We start from the raw sequence: 17397 nt of genomic DNA, 5'->3' as shown, positions 1-17397 counted from the left end.
ACCCACCACACAACGGAGACAAAGATGATGCAGAGACGTTCGCTGATCCAGGCCGCGGGTGTCGTGGCCGCAACGCTGGGCGTGCCCCGGCTCTTCGCGCAGGAGTGGCCTTCGGGGCCGGTGCGCATCGTGGTGGGCTTTCCGCCCGGCGGCGGCACCGATGCGCTCGCGCGCGTGGTGGCGCAGAAGCTCACGGTGATGTGGAACCAGCAGGTCATCGTCGAGAACAAGGGCGGCGTGGCCGGCGTGCTGGCGGCCGAGTACGTGTCGCAGCAGCCCAGCGACGGCAGCACGCTGCTCATGGCGCACATCAACAGCCATGCGCTCGCGCCCAGCCTGCAGCCCAAGCTGCGCTACAGCGTGGAGCGCGACTTCGTGCCGATCGTGCTGGTGGGCGTCACGCCCAACCTGCTGATCGCGAGCCCGGCGCAGAAGGCGCTCACGGTGAACGACATCGTGGCCGCCTGCAAGGCATCGCCCGGCACGGTGAGCTTCGGCTCCGCGGGCGCGGGCTCGGCGCAGCACCTGGCGCTGGAGATGTTCAAGCTGCAGGCCCGGGTCGATGCAATGCACGTGCCCTACAAGGGCAGCGGCCCGCTGCTGGCCGACCTGATGGGCGGGCAGATCCAGTACAGCTTCGAGACCACGACCGCGGCCACGCCGCATGTGAAGAGCGGCCGCGTGCTGGCCGTGGCGCAAACGCGCACCAAGCGCGCCAAGGGCCATCCCGGCGTGCCGACGATGCAGGAACAGGGCTTCGCGGGTTTCGAGGCCACCACCTGGTACGGGCTGGCAGGCCCGGGCAAGCTGCCGCAGCCGGTGGCCGAGAAGGTCAACCGCGACGTCAACACGGTGCTCGCGATGCCCGACGTGCAGGAAAAGCTCGACACCTACGGCGCGGAAGATGGCGGCGGGTCGCAGGACAAGTTCAAGCAGTTCATCGCTACCGAGATCGCCAAGTGGGCGAAGGTGGTTAAGGACGGCAAGGTGCACGTCGATACTTGACGTGCTGTTGTTCAGGGCGGCGCTCCCGCCGACGGGGTACCTTGCTCCGCGAATGTCCCCCGGCCTGCGGCCTCCTCCTTTATTTCGCTGCGCAAGGCACCCCATCGACGGGAGCGTGATCAGAGCCGTCGTTGATCAGCGGTACACCAGCAGCGTGCCCTGGTGCACAGGGCATCGGGTGCTCCCCGCAGCGAAATCAAGGAGGAGGCCGAAGGCCGGGGGACATTCGCGGAGGGGAGTACCCGGTGGCCTGTGCACGCGCCCTGAACAACAACAGCGCCAAGAACAAAATCCCGAAGACACAGAAGCACAAAAGCAGCGAAGACAATCCCTCCCATGACCACTTCAATGACAGCCCTCGCCAACGCCCTGATCCAGGCCCGCCAAAGCAACCAGACGCTCGATGCCACGCCCTGGCTCAACACGCTGGAGACGGCCGACCAGGCCTATGAAGTGCAGGACGCCGTTGCTTCGGCGCTGGCTTGGTTCGGCGACGTGCCCCGAGTCTGGAAATCCGGCGGCGCCTCGCGCACCGCCACGCTCACGCATGCGCCGCTGCCCGCGGCCGGCGTGCGCACGGGCCCGGCGGATTTCGGCGACCTTGCCTTTCACGTACCCGGCATCGAGGCCGAGATCGCGCTGCGCCTCGGACAGGACGTGACGCCCGCCATGGCCGCGAAGCTCGACCACGGCGATGCCGCTTCGCTCATCGATGCCATGGCGGTCTCGGTGGAGATCGTCGATTCGCGCTGGCAGGACCTGGCCGCCACGCCCGCCTTGCTGCGCCTTGCCGATTCGCAGGTGCACGGCGCGCTTGCCATCGGCGAATGGCTGCCCTATTCGGCCGTCGACTGGGCTTCGCAGCGCTGCGAAACGAAAGTCGGCAGCGCCGAAACCGTGGTGCGCGAAGGCACCCATCCGCTGGCCGACCCTGCGTGGCTGCTGCCGGCCTGGCTGCGCCACGTCACGCGGCACGGACAGACCGCGCCGGCGGGTACCGTGGTCACCACCGGTTCGTGGGTCGGCATCGTGCCCTGCCGCCGCGGCGATCAGGTGGCGGTGGAGTTCGCGGGCATCGGCGCGCTGCGCTTGAGCGTGTAGCGCCCTCCTCCCACGCCCGAGCAGGCCACCAGGAAGTCGAGCACCGCGCGCACGCGCGCCGGCAGCGTGCCGGCCTTGCCGATGTACACCGCGTGGATCGGCTCCACCTCGCCGGGGTTGAATTCCTCGAGCAGCGGCACCAGCCGGCCGGCATCGATGTCGTGCTGGATGTGGTACAGCGACAGCCGCGCCACGCCCGCGCCGGCAATCGCCAGCTGGCGCAGGGTTTCGCCGTCGCCCGCGCGCACCGGCCCGGCCACGGGCAGCGCAATCATTCGCCCGTCCACGCGCAAGGGCCAGTCGGGCGTATTGCGACGGTAGGACCAGCCCAGCCGGTTGTGCGCCTCCAGTTCCTGCGGCGTGTGCGGCGTGCCGTACTTCGCAAGGTAGCCCGGCGAGGCCACGATGGACTGGCTGGTCTCGCCCAGGCGCCGCGCCACCAGGTCGGACGGCGGCAGCTGGCCCCAGCGGATCGCGATGTCGGCGCGCTCGTCCATCAGGTCGACGATGCGGTCGGTCAGCGCGATGTCCAGCGTGATCTGCGGATGCAGCTCGAGCAGGCGCGGCACCAGTGGTACCAGCTTGTGGTGCCCGAAGGAGACGCTCGCGTTGATGCTCACGCGCCCGCGCGGCGCAGCACCCGCGGCGGCGCAGCGCTCGGCCTCGTCCATGTCGGCCAACACGCGCGTGCTGCGCTCGTAGAAATGCAGGCCTTCGGGCGTGAGCTGCAGCTTGCGCGTGGAGCGGTACACCAGCTGGATGCCCAGCCGCAACTCGAGCCGCGCGACCAGCTTGCTCACCGCAGAAGGCGTCATGCCGAGCAGCCGCGCAGCGGCGGAAAAGCCGCCGGACTCGACGACCTGCACGAAGGCTTCCATTTCGCCGGAGCGGTTGACGTCGATGCGCGGCATGGCAGGTGTCCTTGTCTGTGACTTCAATTCACAAGTGCATGTAGCAGCGGCATTCTAGTCATCAAGGCCGGATGCCCGCACAGTACAGGGCATCATGCCAATCGCTCTACTCGCCCTTACCGCCGGTGCCTTCGGAATAGGCACCACCGAATTCGTCATCATGGGCCTGCTGATGCAGGTCTCGGCGGATCTGCACGTCTCCATCACGGCTGCCGGCCTGCTGATCTCGGGCTATGCGCTCGGGGTGGCCGTGGGTGCGCCGATCCTGACCATCGCCACCCGCAAGCTGCCGCGCAAGACCGTGCTGCTCGCGCTGATGGCGATCTTCACGCTCGGCAACCTGGCCTGCGCGCTCGCGCCCAGCTACGAACTGCTGATGGCCGCGCGCGTGGTCACCTCGCTCGCGCACGGCACCTTCTTCGGCGTGGGCTCGGTGGTGGCCACCGGGCTTGTGGCGCCGGAACGGCGCGCCTCGGCCATCGCCATCATGTTCACCGGTCTCACGGCCGCCACGCTGCTGGGCGTGCCGGCCGGTGCCTGGCTCGGGCTGCAGTACGGCTGGCGCGCCACCTTCTGGGCGGTGACGCTGATCGGCGTGCTGGCCTTTGCGGTGCTTGCCGTGTTCGTGCCCCGCGTCAAGGGCGAAGCCCGGCCGGCGCCGCTGCGCGAGGAACTCGCGGTGCTCGCGCGGCCGCAGGTGCTGCTCGGCCTGGCGATGACAGTGCTGGGCTTTGCGGGCGTGTTCGTGGTGTTCACCTACATCCAGCCCCTGCTGACGCAGGTCACGGGCCTGTCCGAATCGGCGGTGTCGCCGATCCTGCTGGTGTTCGGCGGCGGCCTGGCCGTGGGCAACATCCTCGGCGGCAGGCTGGCCGACAGGTCGACCATGCCGGCCGTGCTCGGCACGCTGGTGGCGCTGGCCGCAGTGCTCGGCGCGATGCAGTTCACCATCGGAACCCCGTTCGCAGCGGTGGTGTTCGTGGGCCTGCTCGGCATCGCTTCGTTCGCCACCGTGGCGCCGATGCAGCTGCGCGTGCTCGAGAAGGCCTCGGGCGCGGGCCAGAACCTGGCGTCGAGCCTCAACATCGCGGCCTTCAACCTGGGCAATGCGCTCGGCGCATGGGTGGGCGGCGTGGTCATCGACCATGGCCCGGGCCTGCGTGCGCTCGGCTGGGTGGCCGCGCTGCTCACGCTCGCCGGGCTGGCGATCGCGCTCTGGAGCCGCGCGCTCGACCGGCGCGAAAGCAGCAATGCCCGGACGGCCGATTGCGCGTCGGCCCAGGCCTGAACCCCCCATCTTTTTTCAACGACCATAAAGATAAACATCATGGAACAACGCTTTCTCGGCCGCTCCGGCTTCAAGGTCCCCGCACTCGGCTTCGGCGCCGGCACCTTCGGCGGGCAGGGCCCGCTCTTCAGCGCCTGGGGCAACACCGACGTCGAAGGCGCGCGCAGCATCGTCGACCTCGCGCTGGACGCCGGCGTGACGCTGTTCGACACGGCCGACGTGTATTCGAACGGCGCCTCGGAATCGATCCTCGGCGCCGCGCTCAAGGGCCGGCGCGACAAGGCCATCATCTCGACCAAGCTCGCGCTGCGCGCCGGCGACGGGCCGAACGACGTCGGCGCCTCGCGCCACCACCTGATCGCCGCGACCGATGCCGCGCTCGAGCGCCTGGGCACCGACTACATCGACATCCTGCAGCTGCACGCCTTCGATGCAATGACGCCGGTAGAGATGGTGCTCGACACGCTCGACGACCTGGTGCGCGCAGGCAAGGTGCGACTGATCGGCGCGTCGAACTTCTCGGGCTGGCAGCTGATGAAATCGCTCTCGGCCTCCGACCGCCTCGGGCTGCAGCGCTTCGTGGCCAACCAGACCTACTACTCGCTGATCGGCCGCGACTATGAATTCGAGCTGATGCCGCTGGGCCTGGACCAGGGCCTGGGCGCCATCGTCTGGAGTCCGCTCGGCTGGGGCCGGCTGACCGGCAAGGTTCGCCGCGGCCAGCCGCTGCCTGCCGGAAGCCGCCTGCATGAAACCGCCGGCTTCGCGCCGCCGGTGGACGACGAGCGCCTGTACCGCGTGGTCGATGCGATGGATCAGGTGGCCGAGGAAACCGGCAAGACGCTGCCGCAGATCGCGCTCAACTGGCTGCTGCAGCGGCCCACCGTGTCGAGCGTGCTGATCGGCGCGCGCAACGAAGAGCAGCTCAGGCAGAACCTCGGCGCGCTCGGCTGGCAGCTCAGCGCGGACCAGATCCAGCGGCTCGATGCGGCCAGCGCGGTGACGCCGCCCTACCCTTACTACCCGTACTGGAACGGTCAGTTCGCCGAGCGCAGCCCGGTGGCTGTTTGAGCTGATTGCGACCCGGCCGCGAGCTGGTCGACCAGCCGGTCGACCTTCTGCTCCGCCTGCCGCAGCGACTCGGCCAGCTGCTCGCCGCCGAACTCGTCGCATTCCACCGCGGCCTCGAACACCTCGGTGATGCCGATGTAGCCGAACACCGAGCGCACCGTTCGCTCGGCATGGTTCAGGTGCGCGATGCGCCCGCCCGGGTCGTAGCCATGGTCGCCGCGTGCACCGAGCAGCACCATGCGCTTGCCCGCATCGGCGAGCATCGGCCAGTACGGCACCGCGCCGCGCGCACGGTCGAAGCCGAAGGTGCGGCCCACGCGCACGATGTTGTCGATCCAGGCCTTGAACTGCGCGGGCACGCTGAAGTTGTACATCGGCAAACCCACCACGATCAGGTCGGCGGCCACGAGCTGGTCGACCAGCCGGTCGCTCTCGGCCAGCGCTTCGGCCATCCAGGGTTCGCGCTCGGCGGGCGCGGTGAAGGCGGCATGGATCCAGCGGGCATCGACATGCGCGGGCGGATGCTGGCCCACATCGAGGTAGTCGACGCGGTCGTCCGGCCGCGCCTCGCGCCAGCGCTCGACAAAACGCGCGGACAGCCGGCGCGTGTGCGAGCCATGGGCGTCGATGCCGGAGCGGCCCGGGCGGGCGCTGGCGTCGATGTGAAGAAGGTTCATTGTGTTCATGGATGAATTTCTCTGTTCTGTTCTGCGCTGCCACAATGGCGGCGCAGGTCTCTAATCTAGGGACGCACCCAGCTAGCGACAAACGATCATTTCTCCATCGATGAACGAGATTGGCTCATCCGTGCGGCGCCCCCGGCGCCTGCCTCCCCTGCTCTCCCTGCGGGCCTTCGAAGCGGCGGCCGCGCACCTGAGCTTCCAGCGCGCGGCGCTCGAGTTGTCGGTGACGCCCTCGGCCATCAGCCATCAGGTGCGCGCGCTCGAAGACACGCTCGGCCGGCCGCTGTTTCGCCGGCTCACGCGGCAGCTCGCGCTGACGCCTGCGGGCGAGCGCCTCTTCGACGATCTGCGCGCGGGCTTCGACGCGCTGGAGGCCGGCGTCGAAAGGCTGCGCCAGCCGTCGGCCCCGCAGGCCGTCACGCTCACCACCAACACCGCCTTCGCGGCACGCTGGGTGCTGCCGCGCATGGCGGCCTTTCGCAAGGCCTGCCCCGGCATCGAACTGCGGCTGCATGCGAGCGACACGCTGGTCGACCTGGCGCGCGGCGGCGCCGACATTGCCGTGCGGTCAGGCAGCGGCAACTGGCCGGGCCTGGTGTCGCGCGAACTGATGCCCGAGCGCTACGCCCCGCTGTGCAGCCCGATGCTGGGCCTGAAGCGCGCGGCCGATCTGCCGAAGCACGAGCTGATCCATTGCGACTGGCAGCCCGGCGCCGCGGCGCCCGCGCTGTGGCCGCGCTGGTTCAAGGAGGCCGGCATCGCGCCGCCGCGGGGCCGGTCGATGAAGGCCGCGGGCCTGTCGTTCTCTGACGAGACCCACGCCATCCTTGCCGCGCTCGCGGGCCACGGCGTGGCGCTCCTGAGCCTCACGCTCGCAGCCGAGGAACTGCGCAGCGGTGCGCTGGTGCAGCCCTTCGGCCCGGCGCTCGACACGGGCAGCTACTTTCTCGCGGTGGCCGCCGGGCATGAGGGCGAGCCTGCCGTGCGCGCCGTCTGGGAGTGGGTTGCTTCGCAGGCTGCCGAGGGTTGACGCAACGCCGCTGTTCAGGGCTCGCTCCCGCCGACGGGGTACCTTGCTCCGCGAATGTCCTCCGGCCTTCGGCCTCCCCCTTAATTTCGCTGCGCAAGGCACCCCATCGACGGGAGCGTTATGCGGAGCGGTCGTTGATCAGCGATACACAACGAGCGTGCCCAGTGCACAGGGCATCGGGTGCTCCCCGCAGCGAAATCAAGGAGGAGGCCGCAGGCCGGGGGACATTCGCGGAGGGGAGTACCCGGTGGCCTGTGCACGCGCCCTGAAAAAGCGCCCCGAACAAGAGCGCCAAGAACAAAGCTCACCCCGCGCGCAGCTGCTCCCGCAACTTCTGCCCGATCTCCGGCCGCTCGAGAAACGGATCGGCCGGGTTCTTGACCGCCACGATGTTCTCCATGCGGCTCCTCACATTGCCCAGTGCCTTCGGATGGCTGAACACGTAGAACTGGTTGTCGCTGATCGCATCGAACACCTTCGCCGCCACTTCGGCCGCCGTGATCTTGCCGCTGCTCACTGCCTTGTTGCTCATGGCCTGGCCGATCAGCTGGCTCTTGGTGAGCTCGGTTTCCTTCGGCGCGTTCGGGCGGTTGCGCTCGCTGCTCGTGATGCCGGTCGGCACGAAGTACGGGCACAGGAGGCTCGCGCCGATCTGGTCGGTGACCAGCGTCAGGTCCTGGTACAGCGTCTCGGTCAGGCTCACCACCGCGGCCTTCGCTGCGTTGTAGATGCCCATGTTGGGCGGCGTGAGCAGCCCTGCCATGCTGGCCGTGTTGGTGATGTGGCCGCGGTAGGCCGGGTCCTTGGCGGCGGCCTCGAGCATCATCGGCGTGAACAGGCGCACGCCATGGATCACGCCCCACAGGTCCACGCCCAGCACCCATTCCCAGTCGGCCACGGTGTTCTCCCACACCAGGCCACCCGCGCCCACGCCGGCGTTGTTGAACACGAAGTGCGGCGCACCGAAGCGCTCCTTCACGGCAAGGGCCAGGGCTTCCATCTGCGCGGCGTCCGACACGTCGACCTTGCGGGCCAGCACCTGCGCGCCGGCGGCTTCCATCTCGGCGCGGGCCTTGTCGAGCGCGTCCTGCTGCACGTCGACCAGCACGAGGTTCATGCCGCGCGCAGCGCCGATGCGCGCGCATTCGAGGCCGAAGCCCGAACCCGCGCCGGTGAGTACGGCCGTCTTGCCCTTGAAGTCCTGAATCATTTGCCGGTGTCCTTCTTGCGTTGAATGTCTCTGACTGAGCTTGGAGCCGCTATTGAAATACGGAACGCGCCGCGGCGCAGTCACGAAGGTGCCCATGCCGGCGCTTCTGCTTTTTCTTCAGGCCTCCGCTTTCTTCAGCACATAGCCGATACGCGGGAAGTGCACGTGCACCGTGCCCACGCGCTCGTGGCTGCGTTCCAGCGTGTAGTGCGTGCGCGTGGCGGCCACCAGCGTGCCGGGGGTTTCCTCCAGGCCGAAACTCTCGGCGCGAACCGTGACCGCGCTGCCCAGCGCAATGCCGTGGTCGTCCTGGAAGGTGCTGTCGGTCAGCAGCGTGTGTGGCGTGCCGGCCTTGGCGATGGCGATGGCTTCGTCCGAGCTGGATTTTTCGATGGCGCCATGGCCGATGGCGGCCATGCGGTCCATCCAGTCGATGACGGCGGGCGTGAGGTCGAGGATGCCGCGCACCGAGTCGATGCGGCGCGTGTACCAGAGCGGGTGGTAGACCGAGAAATCGGCAATGCACGGCACCTCGCCGAGCAGGTAGGGCTTGTCGTCGAGCATGTCGGACAGGCGGCGCAGGTACGACTTGTAGGCGCTGGTGGCGTCGGCCGGACGCAGCCGCGTCATGTTGCCCGTGCTCATCTTTGCGCGGTCTTCGCCGAAGGCCTTGGCGGCTTCGGGCGGTGCCTTGGCAAAAATCTCGGCCGCGCCCCGGGGCTGCATGCTCCAGGCCATGGCGGCCCAGAACAGGGTGGTGTCGGCCCACTGCGCGAGGATGCGCGACATGCCCTTTTCGGGCTCGGGGTAGAGCGTGGCTTCGGGCTGCAGGTGCTCGAGCACATCGGCGATCAGCGCGCTGTCGCAGTAGATGTCGGCGCCGATCTGCAGGAACGGCGTCTTGCGGTAGCCGCCCGTGAGCACCTCCACGTCGGGCTTGGGCATGACGGGCGGAATGAGCACGGACTTCCACGCCAGCTTCTTGGCGCCGAGGATGAGCCGCACCTTCTCGGAGAACGGCGAGGTGTTGTAGTGGTGCAGGATGAGTTCGGCCATGTGCGGTTTCCCGTGGATGAAATGTTGGAGCTCAGCGCGGCTGCGCACGCTCGATGATCGAATCGAAATCGGTGCCCGCGCCCAGCGTGCCGAAGGCGTTGCCCCAATCGCCGCCCAGCCGCGATGCGCAGAAGGCGCCCACGACGGCCGGCGGGGCGGTCTGTGCGAGCAATGCCGCCTGCACCGCCAGGGCCACGTCCTGCGCGAGGCGCCGCGCCTCGGCCTCGGAAGCCATGGCCTCGATGCGTGCCGGCAGTGCGTCGGCCAGGCGGTCGAGCGCCGCGTGCTGGCCGCGCGCGGGCGCCAGCTCCTTGGCCAAGGCGGCCACGGCATCGCCCTTGCGCAGGCCGCGCAGCAGGTCGAGCGCCATGATGTTGCCGGCGCCTTCCCAGATCGAGTTGAGCGGCATCTCGCGGTAGATGCGCGCCATGATGCCTTCGCCGCCCTCTTCCACATAGCCGTTGCCGCCGAGGCATTCCATGGCTTCCTGGGCGAAGTGGCTGCCGCGCTTGCAGATCCAGAACTTGGCGACCGGCGTGAGCAGGCGCGCCATCAGGCGCTCATGCTCGTCGGCCTGCCGGTCGAAGGCGCGCGCGAGGCGAATGGCCAGCGCCGTGGAGGCCTCGCTTTCGAGCGCGAGGTCGGCCAGCACGTTCTTCATGAGCGGCTGCTCGATCAGCGGCTTGCCGAAGGCCATGCGCTGGCTCGCGTGATTGAGCGCGATGCCGAGCGCCTGCCGCATCAGGCCGCTGGTGCCCAGCGCGCAGTCGAGCCGGGTCATGGTGCCCATCTCGAGGATCTGCGGAATGCCGCGCCCCTCTTCGCCCACGAGCCAGGCGCTGGCGCCGTGGAACTCGACCTCGGAGCTCGCGTTGGCCTTGTTGCCGAGCTTGTCCTTCAGGCGCTGGATGTGGATGGCGTTGCGGCTCCCGTCGGGCAGCACGCGCGGCAGGAAGAAGCAGCTCAGGCCGGCCGGTGCCTGCGCGAGCACCAGGAAGGCATCGCACATCGGCGCCGAGAAGAACCACTTGTGGCCGGTGATCGCGTAGCGCTCGCCCCAGGCGTCGCTGCCGTCGCGCACGGCTTGCGTGGTGTTGGCGCGCACGTCGGAGCCGCCCTGCTTCTCGGTCATGCCCATGCCCATGGTCAGGCCGGGCTTGTCCTTGAACGAAGCGAGCGCGGGGTCATACCAGAGGCTGCCGAGCTTCGGACCCCAGTCGGCATACACGGCGGCATTGCTGCGCAATGCGGGCGTGGCGGCGTAGGTCATGGAGACCGGGCAAAGGATCGACGGCTCCAGTTCGGTGAAGAGCATGAAGCCGGCCGCCCGCAGCACGTGCGGCGAGGCCGAAGTGCCCGTCCAGGGCGTGCCGTGCAGGCCCGCGCCCACCGCGGCGGCCATGAGCGCGTGATAGCTCGGATGGAACTCCACCTCGTCGATGCGCCGGCCGAAGCGGTCGTGCGTGTGCAGCTCGGGCGGATGGGTGTTGGCGAGCCGCGCATGCGCCTGCATCTCGGCCGAGCCGATGGTGGCCCCCAGCTCCTGCAACTGCGCCACCTGCAGTTGCGGCGCATTGAACTTCAATGCATCGCGCAGGGGCCGGTTGGTTTCGAAGAGGTTGTAGCCCACCAGCGGCTCGGGCTGGTTGAATACCTCGTGCGTCGAATTCATTCGAATACCTCCGTGCTTCGCACTGCGGTGCACACTTGCTTGGGGCGGCCCGGCGCGGCGTGCATGACCGGCCTCCTTTGCCGCGCGTTCAGACTAGCTTGACGAGCTGCTTGCCGAAATTCTTGCCCTTGAGCAAACCCAGGAAGGCCTCAGGGGCAGCCTCGATGCCTTGCGCCACCGACTCGCGCGGCTTGAGCTTGCCCGTGGCCACCAGCGCACCGAGCTCGGCCAGCGCCTCGGGCCACACTTCCATGTGCTCGCTCACGATGAAGCCTTCGATCTTCATGCGGTTGATGAGGATCAGCGCCGGGTTCGCGAGCGGCAGCGGCTGGCCGTCGTAGCCCGCGATCATTCCGCACAGCGCCACGCGCGAGAAGGCGTTGACGCGCAGCAGCACGGCGTCGAAGATGTAGCCGCCCACGTTCTCGAAGTAGCCATCGATGCCGTTAGTGCACGCTGCCTTGAGCGCGGCGCTCATGCTCTTGACGTCGGGGTGCTGGCGGTAGTCGATGCAGGCATCGAAGCCGAGCTCGTCGGTCACGTACCTGCACTTGTCCGGCCCGCCCGCGATGCCGACCACGCGGCAGCCGCGCGCCTTGGCCAATGCACCGAAGGCGCTGCCCACCGCGCCGCTGGCGGCCGTGACCACCATCGTCTCGCCGGCCTTGGGCGCAATGATCTTCACGAGGCCGTACCAGGCCGTGACGCCCGGCATGCCGACCGCGCCGAGGTAGTGCGACAGCGGCACCTGCGTGGTGTCGACCTTCTTGAGCGCGCCGGGCTGCGAGGCATCGACCACGCTGTATTCCTGCCAGCCGCCGAAGCCCACCACCTTGTCGCCGGCCGCGTACTTGGGGTGCTTGCTCTCCACCACTTCGCCGGCCGTGCCGCCCTGCATGACCTGGCCCAGCGGCTGCGGCTGGGCGTAGCTCTTGGAATCATTCATGCGCCCGCGCATGTAAGGGTCGAGGCTCATGTAGTGATGGCGCACCAGCACCTGGTTGTCCTTGAGCGCGGGCGTCTCGGCGGTCACCAGCTTGAAGTTGCCGGCAACGGCTTCGCCGTCGGGGCGGTTGTCGAGGTGGATCTGTTTGTTGGTGGGCATGGATGTCTCCGGAGGAATGCAATTAATCGGTGGAAGGCGGACGCATCGCGTTGGCGCTCGCGGGGCCTGTGGGCAGGCGGCGCTTCACGTACTTGAAGGTGCCGGTGGCGTGCGCGCACACGCGCTCCAGCGCGTCGTAGATCTTGGCCTCGGTGAAGGCCAGCGTGGCGGTGCGGTGGATCAGCGTGCCGCGCGCATGCAGCGGGCCTACGGAAGGTTGCATGAAGCTGGTCTTCATCTCGATGGTGACCACGCCCGTCTCGGGCGCCACGCTGCGTGCCGCTGCCGCCATGGTGATGTCGAGCAGCGTCATGCAGGCACCGCCGTGCGTCACGTCGAAGGTGTTGAGATGTTCGGGCTTGGCGGTGTAGATGATCTCGGACTCGCCACCCTCGAACTTGGTGAGCTCGAAGCCCAGGTGCCGCGCGAACGGGATCTGGCTCGTGTAGGAGAGGATGTTGATGTCGGTGGAATCGGGGGAAGGCATCTCAGTTTTCTCTGCGTTCTGTGTTTTGTCCGGGGCGCTTTTTGTTCGGAGCGTTGTGTTTCTTGGCGCTGTTGTCCAGGGCGCGTGCACAGGCCACCGGGTACTCCCCTCCGCGAATGTCCCCCGGCCTGCGGCCTCCTCCTTTATTTCGCTGCGGGGAGCACCCGATGCCCTGTGCACCAGGGCACGTTGCCGGTATTCCGCCGATCAACAGCCGCTCTGTCCAACGCTCACGTCGATGGGGTGCCTTGCGCAGCGAAATTAAGGGGGAGGCCGCAGGCCGGAGGACATTCGCTTCGCCGCGTACCCCGTCGGCGGGAGCGCGCCCTGAATGACCCACAACCCGGCAAGTCAAAGCGCGAACCTTCATCTAGGCCCCGAGCACCACGCTCACACCACCATCCACCGCCAGCCACTGACCGGTGATGTGCTTGCCCGCATCGCTCGCGTACAGCAGCGTCAAGCCCTTCAGGTCTTCCTCGTCGCCCAGGCGCCCGAGCGGCGCATGCGAGGCCATCTTTTCCTCGCCCAGCGACTTGATCAGCCCGGCCGCCATCTTGGTCATGAAGAAACCCGGGCAGATCGCGTTCACGTTGATGTTGTACTTGCCCCATTCGGCGGCCAGCGTGCGCGTGAAGCCGATCACCGCCGTCTTCGAGGTGTTGTAGGCCAGCGTCTGCATCTCGGGCGGGTTGCCGTTGAGGCCCGCGATCGAGGCGATGTTGATGATGCGGCCGGTCTTCTTCGGGATCATGTAGCCGTTGGCCACGTGCTGCGACAGGATGAAATAGCCGCGCACATTGAGGTTCATCACCTTGTCCCAGGCCTCGACCGGATGGCTCTCGGCCGGCGCGCCCCAGCTGGCGCCCGCATTGTTCACGAGGATGTCGATCGCGCCCATGCGCTGCAGCGTCTCGTCGGCCAGGCGGCGCGTGTCCTCTTCCTTCGAGCAGTCGGCCGCGATCCAGCGCGCGTCGATGCCGGCCGATTGCAGTTCGGCCGCGGCCTGCTCCAGGTCGTCGGCCTTGCGCGAACTCAGCATGATCTTCGCGCCGGCCTCGCCGAGCGCATGCGCCATTTGCAGGCCCAGGCCACGCGAGCCGCCGGTGATGAGGGCAGTCTTGCCGGTGAGGTCGAAGAGTTGCCTGGTGGTGCGGGGTGTCATGTCTGTGTCTCCGGAGTCGATGTGAAGGAAGGTTCGCGGTCCGAGGCCGCTACGAATCGGTACTGGCGGCTTCGACCGCCGCGACCTTGCCCGACGCCACTGCTTTTTTCAGCTGGCGCCAGTCAGCCTGGTTGACATCGGCATAGGCCTCGGCAAAGTCCGCGAGCGCCGTATTGAAGGTCCTGGAGCGCCCGAGGTAGCCGGCGATGGCCCAGGCGTCGCCGCCCTTGGCATGCGCGCGTGCCAGGCTGTAGCCGCAGGCTTCGGCGAACTCGGCCAGGTCGACCGGCTTGAAGTCTTCGAGCTTGTAGGAAGCCTTCATGTCGCGCAGCTGGCGCACATAGAAGCCGCGTCCGTCCTTCGCCCCGGCCCAGCCAAGGAAAACGTCGCTGGCGGCCTGTGCCAGCCGCTGCCCCTGCACCACGCGCTGGCCCGGCGAGCCCTTGTCCGGCGCCGCGCCCAGATGGGCTTGCAGCACCGATTCGCCGGCTTCCTTGCACTGCAGGAACAGAGGATGGATCCGGTCGGCCACCAGCAGCAACAGGAAGCAGCGCCGGCCCACCGAGCCGACACCGGGCGTCAGCACCGCAACGTCGTGCAGCTCGTAGCGGTCGAACAGACGCTGGCGCTCGGGCGCCAGGCTTGCGCGGTATTGCGCCAGGAAAGCCGGCAGCCCGGCGCGAAAGCGGCCGATCTCGCGCGCGGTGGCCTCGGCGTCGTGATACACGAACGGCGGCCGGTCGCGCACCATGAGACGGCCCTGGACCATCTCGGTTGCCTCTTCGGCAAACACGCGCGAGGTGCTGCGCCGGGCCTTCTTGATGACCGCGAGCTCGGTCGCATCCTCGGCGCCGAGCTTCAGCAGCGTTTGCGACGTGAGGCGTGCGTACCAGGCATCCAGCGTGTCCATCCGCGCAAAGCGGCGCATGCGGTCGCGGTACGCCTCGGCCATTTGCCGCACCGCGTCGCGCCCGACGCGCGGCTTGAAGCCCAGATCGCGCGCAGCCACGACGAACGAGGTGGCGAGCCGGCGCACATCCCAGTCGAAGGGACCCTGCAGGGTTTCGTCGAAGTCGTTGATGTCGAAGACGAGGGAGCGCTCGGGGCTGGCGAAGAAGCCGAAGTTCGCAAGGTGCGCATCGCCGCACAGCTGCGTCGCGATGCCGCTGTGCGGCAGCTTCGCCAGGTCGTTCGCCATCAGGCTGGCGGCGCCGCGGTAGAAGGTGAACGGAGTGGCCAGCATGCGGCCGTGGCGCACCGGCACCAGTTCGGGCACCCGGCCGCGATTGGAGGCCTTCAGCCATCCGAGCGGATCGCGGCCGGCCGCGTCGGGCTTAGGCGCATCCGCCCATTGGTCGAGCGCGCAACGGGCACGCTGTGCGCGGCCGAATGCCCGCCGGTCGGCCGGCGAGGCCTTGGCGTCGGGCGCGCGGGGTTCAGGCTTCATGGGCCAGGCGCTTCCTGCCTACTTGTCGTCGAGGCGCGAGCGCACGTAGATGAGCACGAAGCCCACCAGTGCGACCACGGCGCCGGGCACGGCCATCGACCAGCCGAGCGCCGGCTCGGTGCGGCCCGTGGCAATGCCGAGGATCACGAGAAACAGGCCGCCGTAGATCAGGATCCAGATCCACTTCTCGAGCCGCGCATGCGGCTTCGGCGGCTTGACGGGGTTGGGCGTGTTGTTGGGAGCGGCGTTGGCCATTGTCAAAAAGCGTCCTCGGGCAATGCTGTACAGGTGGGGTCGCGGCTCTCGACCACGTTGAGCCAGGCACCGATTTTCGGCAGCTCGTAGTGGAAGAAGTAGTCCGTGGCGCCTATCTTGCCAGCTGTTACCGCCCTCGCCTTGTCCGCATCGATCTCGAGCGCCCGCCGCGCCACGTCCAGCCAGATCCAGGCCAGCACGGTGTGGCCGAAGGCCTGCATGTAGGGCACGGCGTTGGCCAGCGCGTCGGCCGGATCGCCGGTGGACCAGGCGGCCTCGGTGGCGCTGCCTAAGCGCTGCCATGCGGCCCCCAGCGCCCTGGCATGCGCTGCGAGCGCGGGCACCTTGGCCGCATGGCCGATGGTTTCGGCGATGCGCCCGCCCAGCAGCTGCAGGCCGCGGCCCTTTTCCATCAGCACCTTGCGGCCCAGCAGGTCGGCCGCCTGGATGCCGTGCGTGCCCTCGTGGATCATGTTCAGGCGGTTGTCGCGCCAGTACTGCTCCACCGGAAAATCGCGCGTGTAGCCATAGCCGCCATGCACCTGGATGGCCAGCGAGTTGGCCTCCAGGCACCACTCGCTGGGCCAGCTCTTGGCAATGGGCGTGAGCACCTCGAGCAAGAGGCGCGCGTCGTCCGCGGCCTGCGAGTCGCCGGTCTTCTGTTCGTCGACCAGCCGCGCGCAGTACAGCTCCAGCGCCAGCGCGCCTTCGCAGTACGCCTTCTGCGCGAGCAGCATGCGGCGCACGTCGGCATGCTCGATGATGCGCACCTGCGGGCTGGCCGAGTCCTTGGCGACTGCCGTGCCGGGCTGCTCCGCCTTCTTCACGAGCCGGCCCTGCGGCCGGGTCTTCGCATAGTCGAGCGAGGCGTGGTAGCCCGCCATGCCCAGCATGGTGGCGGCCGTGCCGACGCCGATGCGCGCCTCGTTCATCATGTGGAACATGCAGTGCAGGCCCTTGCCGGGCTCGCCGACCAGGTAGCCCACCGCGCCGGCCTTGCCGCCGACCGGGTACTTGCCCTCGCCGAAGTTCAGCAGCGTGTTGGTGGTGCCGCGCCAGCCGAGCTTGTGGTTGAGGCCAGCCAATGCGACGTCGTTCCTGCTGCCCAGCGTGACCTTCACGCTGCCGACCTCCCCCTCTCCCGCTTGCGGGAGAGGGCCGGGGTGAGGGTTCTCCACATTCACCAGCCACTTCGGCACGATGAACAGCGAGATGCCGCGCGTGCCCGGCACCAGCTTGCCGTTCGCGTCCGGAATCTTGGCAAGCACGATGTGCACGATGTTCTCGGTGAGCTCATGGTCACCGGCCGAGATCCACATCTTGTTGCCCGTGAGCCGATAGCGCGGCCCGAGCGGATCGCCCTGGTAGTCGTCGCCATCGGGCACGGCGCGCGTGGCCACGTCGCTCAGCGACGAGCCGGCCTGCGGCTCCGACAGGCACATGGTGCCGGCCCAGCGGCCCGAGAACTCGTTCTTGGCGAACACCTCCTTCTGCATCTCGGTGCCGTGCACCATCAGCAGGTTGGCATTGCCGCTGGTGAGCATGTTCGAGCCGATGCTGACCGACGCCATCGCGAAGAAGCTGTTGGCCGCGGCCTGCAGCGTGTAGGGCAGCTGCATGCCGCCAATGTCGTAGTCCTGTGCCGCGCTCATCATTCCCGATTCGACAAAGGCCTTGTGCGCATCGTGCGTGGCCTGCGGCAGGACGACCTTCTCGCCGTCGAAGTGCGGCTCCTGCGTATCGACGATGCGATTGGCCGGCGCGTATTTTTCGCGCGCAATGCGCTCGCAGGTGTCGAGCACCGCATCGAAGGTTTCGCGCGAGTGGTCCGAAAAACGCTCGCGTTGGCTCAGCGATTCCGCGTCGAGCCAGTCGTAGAGCAGGAAGTCGAGGGTGGGACGCAGGCTCATG

Annotated in this window: 16 protein-coding genes; 5 read left to right on the top strand and 11 right to left on the bottom strand. The window is 68.2% G+C overall.

Annotated elements, in window-relative coordinates; translation table 11 throughout:
• Positions 1 to 27: 27 nt before the first annotated feature.
• Entirely contained in the window at positions 28 to 1005 is a 978-nt protein-coding gene (locus RZE77_RS13675; RefSeq protein WP_319442354.1) for a Bug family tripartite tricarboxylate transporter substrate binding protein, read from the top strand.
• Positions 1006 to 1341: 336 nt separating this feature from the next.
• Positions 1342 to 2106: a fumarylacetoacetate hydrolase family protein gene (locus tag RZE77_RS13670; protein ID WP_319442281.1), complete on the top strand. Its 765-nt coding sequence runs from the start codon at positions 1342 to 1344 to the stop codon at positions 2104 to 2106.
• Here RZE77_RS13670 and RZE77_RS13665 read toward each other — a convergent pair.
• Positions 2055 to 3017, bottom strand: a complete 963-nt coding sequence (locus RZE77_RS13665) for a LysR family transcriptional regulator (RefSeq protein ID WP_319442280.1) — start codon at positions 3015 to 3017, stop codon at positions 2055 to 2057. The two genes, RZE77_RS13670 and RZE77_RS13665, sit on opposite strands and share 52 nt — an antisense overlap.
• Positions 3018 to 3111: 94 nt before the next feature.
• On the opposite strand from RZE77_RS13665, the gene RZE77_RS13660 reads away from it, so the two are divergent.
• Positions 3112 to 4305, top strand: a complete 1194-nt coding sequence (locus tag RZE77_RS13660; protein ID WP_319442279.1) for an MFS transporter — start codon at positions 3112 to 3114, stop codon at positions 4303 to 4305.
• 39 nt (positions 4306 to 4344) lie between these two features.
• Positions 4345 to 5376 carry an aldo/keto reductase gene (locus RZE77_RS13655; protein WP_319442278.1) on the top strand — a complete coding sequence of 344 codons (1032 nt, stop codon included), beginning with the start codon at positions 4345 to 4347 and terminating at the stop codon, positions 5374 to 5376.
• Here the strand turns inward: RZE77_RS13655 and RZE77_RS13650 are convergent.
• Positions 5343 to 6062, bottom strand: a complete 720-nt coding sequence (locus RZE77_RS13650; protein ID WP_319442277.1) for an FMN-dependent NADH-azoreductase — start codon at positions 6060 to 6062, stop codon at positions 5343 to 5345. The genes RZE77_RS13655 and RZE77_RS13650 overlap by 34 nt on opposite strands.
• A gap of 100 nt (positions 6063 to 6162) precedes the next feature.
• Here RZE77_RS13650 and RZE77_RS13645 point away from each other — a divergent pair, with 100 nt between their 5' ends.
• The gene (locus tag RZE77_RS13645) at positions 6163 to 7089 is read left to right on the top strand and encodes a LysR substrate-binding domain-containing protein (RefSeq protein WP_319442276.1); all 927 of its coding nucleotides are present in this window, start codon (positions 6163 to 6165) and stop codon (positions 7087 to 7089) included.
• 304 nt (positions 7090 to 7393) lie between these two features.
• Here the strand turns inward: RZE77_RS13645 and RZE77_RS13640 are convergent, their stop codons facing one another.
• The 9 genes from RZE77_RS13640 to RZE77_RS13600 form a co-directional block, all read right to left on the bottom strand.
• Positions 7394 to 8299, bottom strand: a complete 906-nt coding sequence (locus tag RZE77_RS13640; protein WP_012748016.1) for an SDR family oxidoreductase — start codon at positions 8297 to 8299, stop codon at positions 7394 to 7396.
• A gap of 117 nt (positions 8300 to 8416) precedes the next feature.
• Positions 8417 to 9355 carry a glutathione S-transferase family protein gene (locus RZE77_RS13635; protein ID WP_319432544.1) on the bottom strand — a complete coding sequence of 313 codons (939 nt, stop codon included), beginning with the start codon at positions 9353 to 9355 and terminating at the stop codon, positions 8417 to 8419.
• Between the two features lie 31 nt (positions 9356 to 9386).
• Positions 9387 to 11027 carry an isovaleryl-CoA dehydrogenase gene (locus tag RZE77_RS13630; protein ID WP_319442275.1) on the bottom strand — a complete coding sequence of 547 codons (1641 nt, stop codon included), beginning with the start codon at positions 11025 to 11027 and terminating at the stop codon, positions 9387 to 9389.
• Positions 11028 to 11115: 88 nt separating this feature from the next.
• A complete protein-coding gene (locus RZE77_RS13625) occupies positions 11116 to 12132 on the bottom strand; it encodes an NADP-dependent oxidoreductase (protein ID WP_319442274.1) in 1017 nt (338 codons plus the stop codon).
• Positions 12133 to 12154: 22 nt separating this feature from the next.
• A complete protein-coding gene (locus RZE77_RS13620; protein WP_319432538.1) occupies positions 12155 to 12619 on the bottom strand; it encodes a PaaI family thioesterase in 465 nt (154 codons plus the stop codon).
• Between the two features lie 370 nt (positions 12620 to 12989).
• A complete protein-coding gene (locus RZE77_RS13615; protein ID WP_319442273.1) occupies positions 12990 to 13784 on the bottom strand; it encodes an SDR family oxidoreductase in 795 nt (264 codons plus the stop codon).
• A gap of 49 nt (positions 13785 to 13833) precedes the next feature.
• The gene (locus tag RZE77_RS13610) at positions 13834 to 15231 is read right to left on the bottom strand and encodes a DUF2252 domain-containing protein (protein WP_319442272.1); all 1398 of its coding nucleotides are present in this window, start codon (positions 15229 to 15231) and stop codon (positions 13834 to 13836) included.
• Between the two features lie 18 nt (positions 15232 to 15249).
• Positions 15250 to 15486 (bottom strand): hypothetical protein, encoded by a 237-nt coding sequence (locus tag RZE77_RS13605; protein WP_319432532.1) that lies wholly within the window; start codon positions 15484 to 15486, stop codon positions 15250 to 15252.
• Positions 15487 to 15488: 2 nt separating this feature from the next.
• Positions 15489 to 17396 (bottom strand): acyl-CoA dehydrogenase, encoded by a 1908-nt coding sequence (locus tag RZE77_RS13600; RefSeq protein WP_319442271.1) that lies wholly within the window; start codon positions 17394 to 17396, stop codon positions 15489 to 15491.
• Position 17397 lies beyond the last annotated feature (1 nt).

Origin of the sequence: Variovorax sp. SPNA7 (assembly GCF_033807855.1) — a bacterium.
GTDB classification, from domain to species: Bacteria; Pseudomonadota; Gammaproteobacteria; order Burkholderiales; family Burkholderiaceae_C; genus Variovorax; species Variovorax beijingensis.
This window is presented reverse-complemented; position numbering and strand designations above follow the sequence as displayed.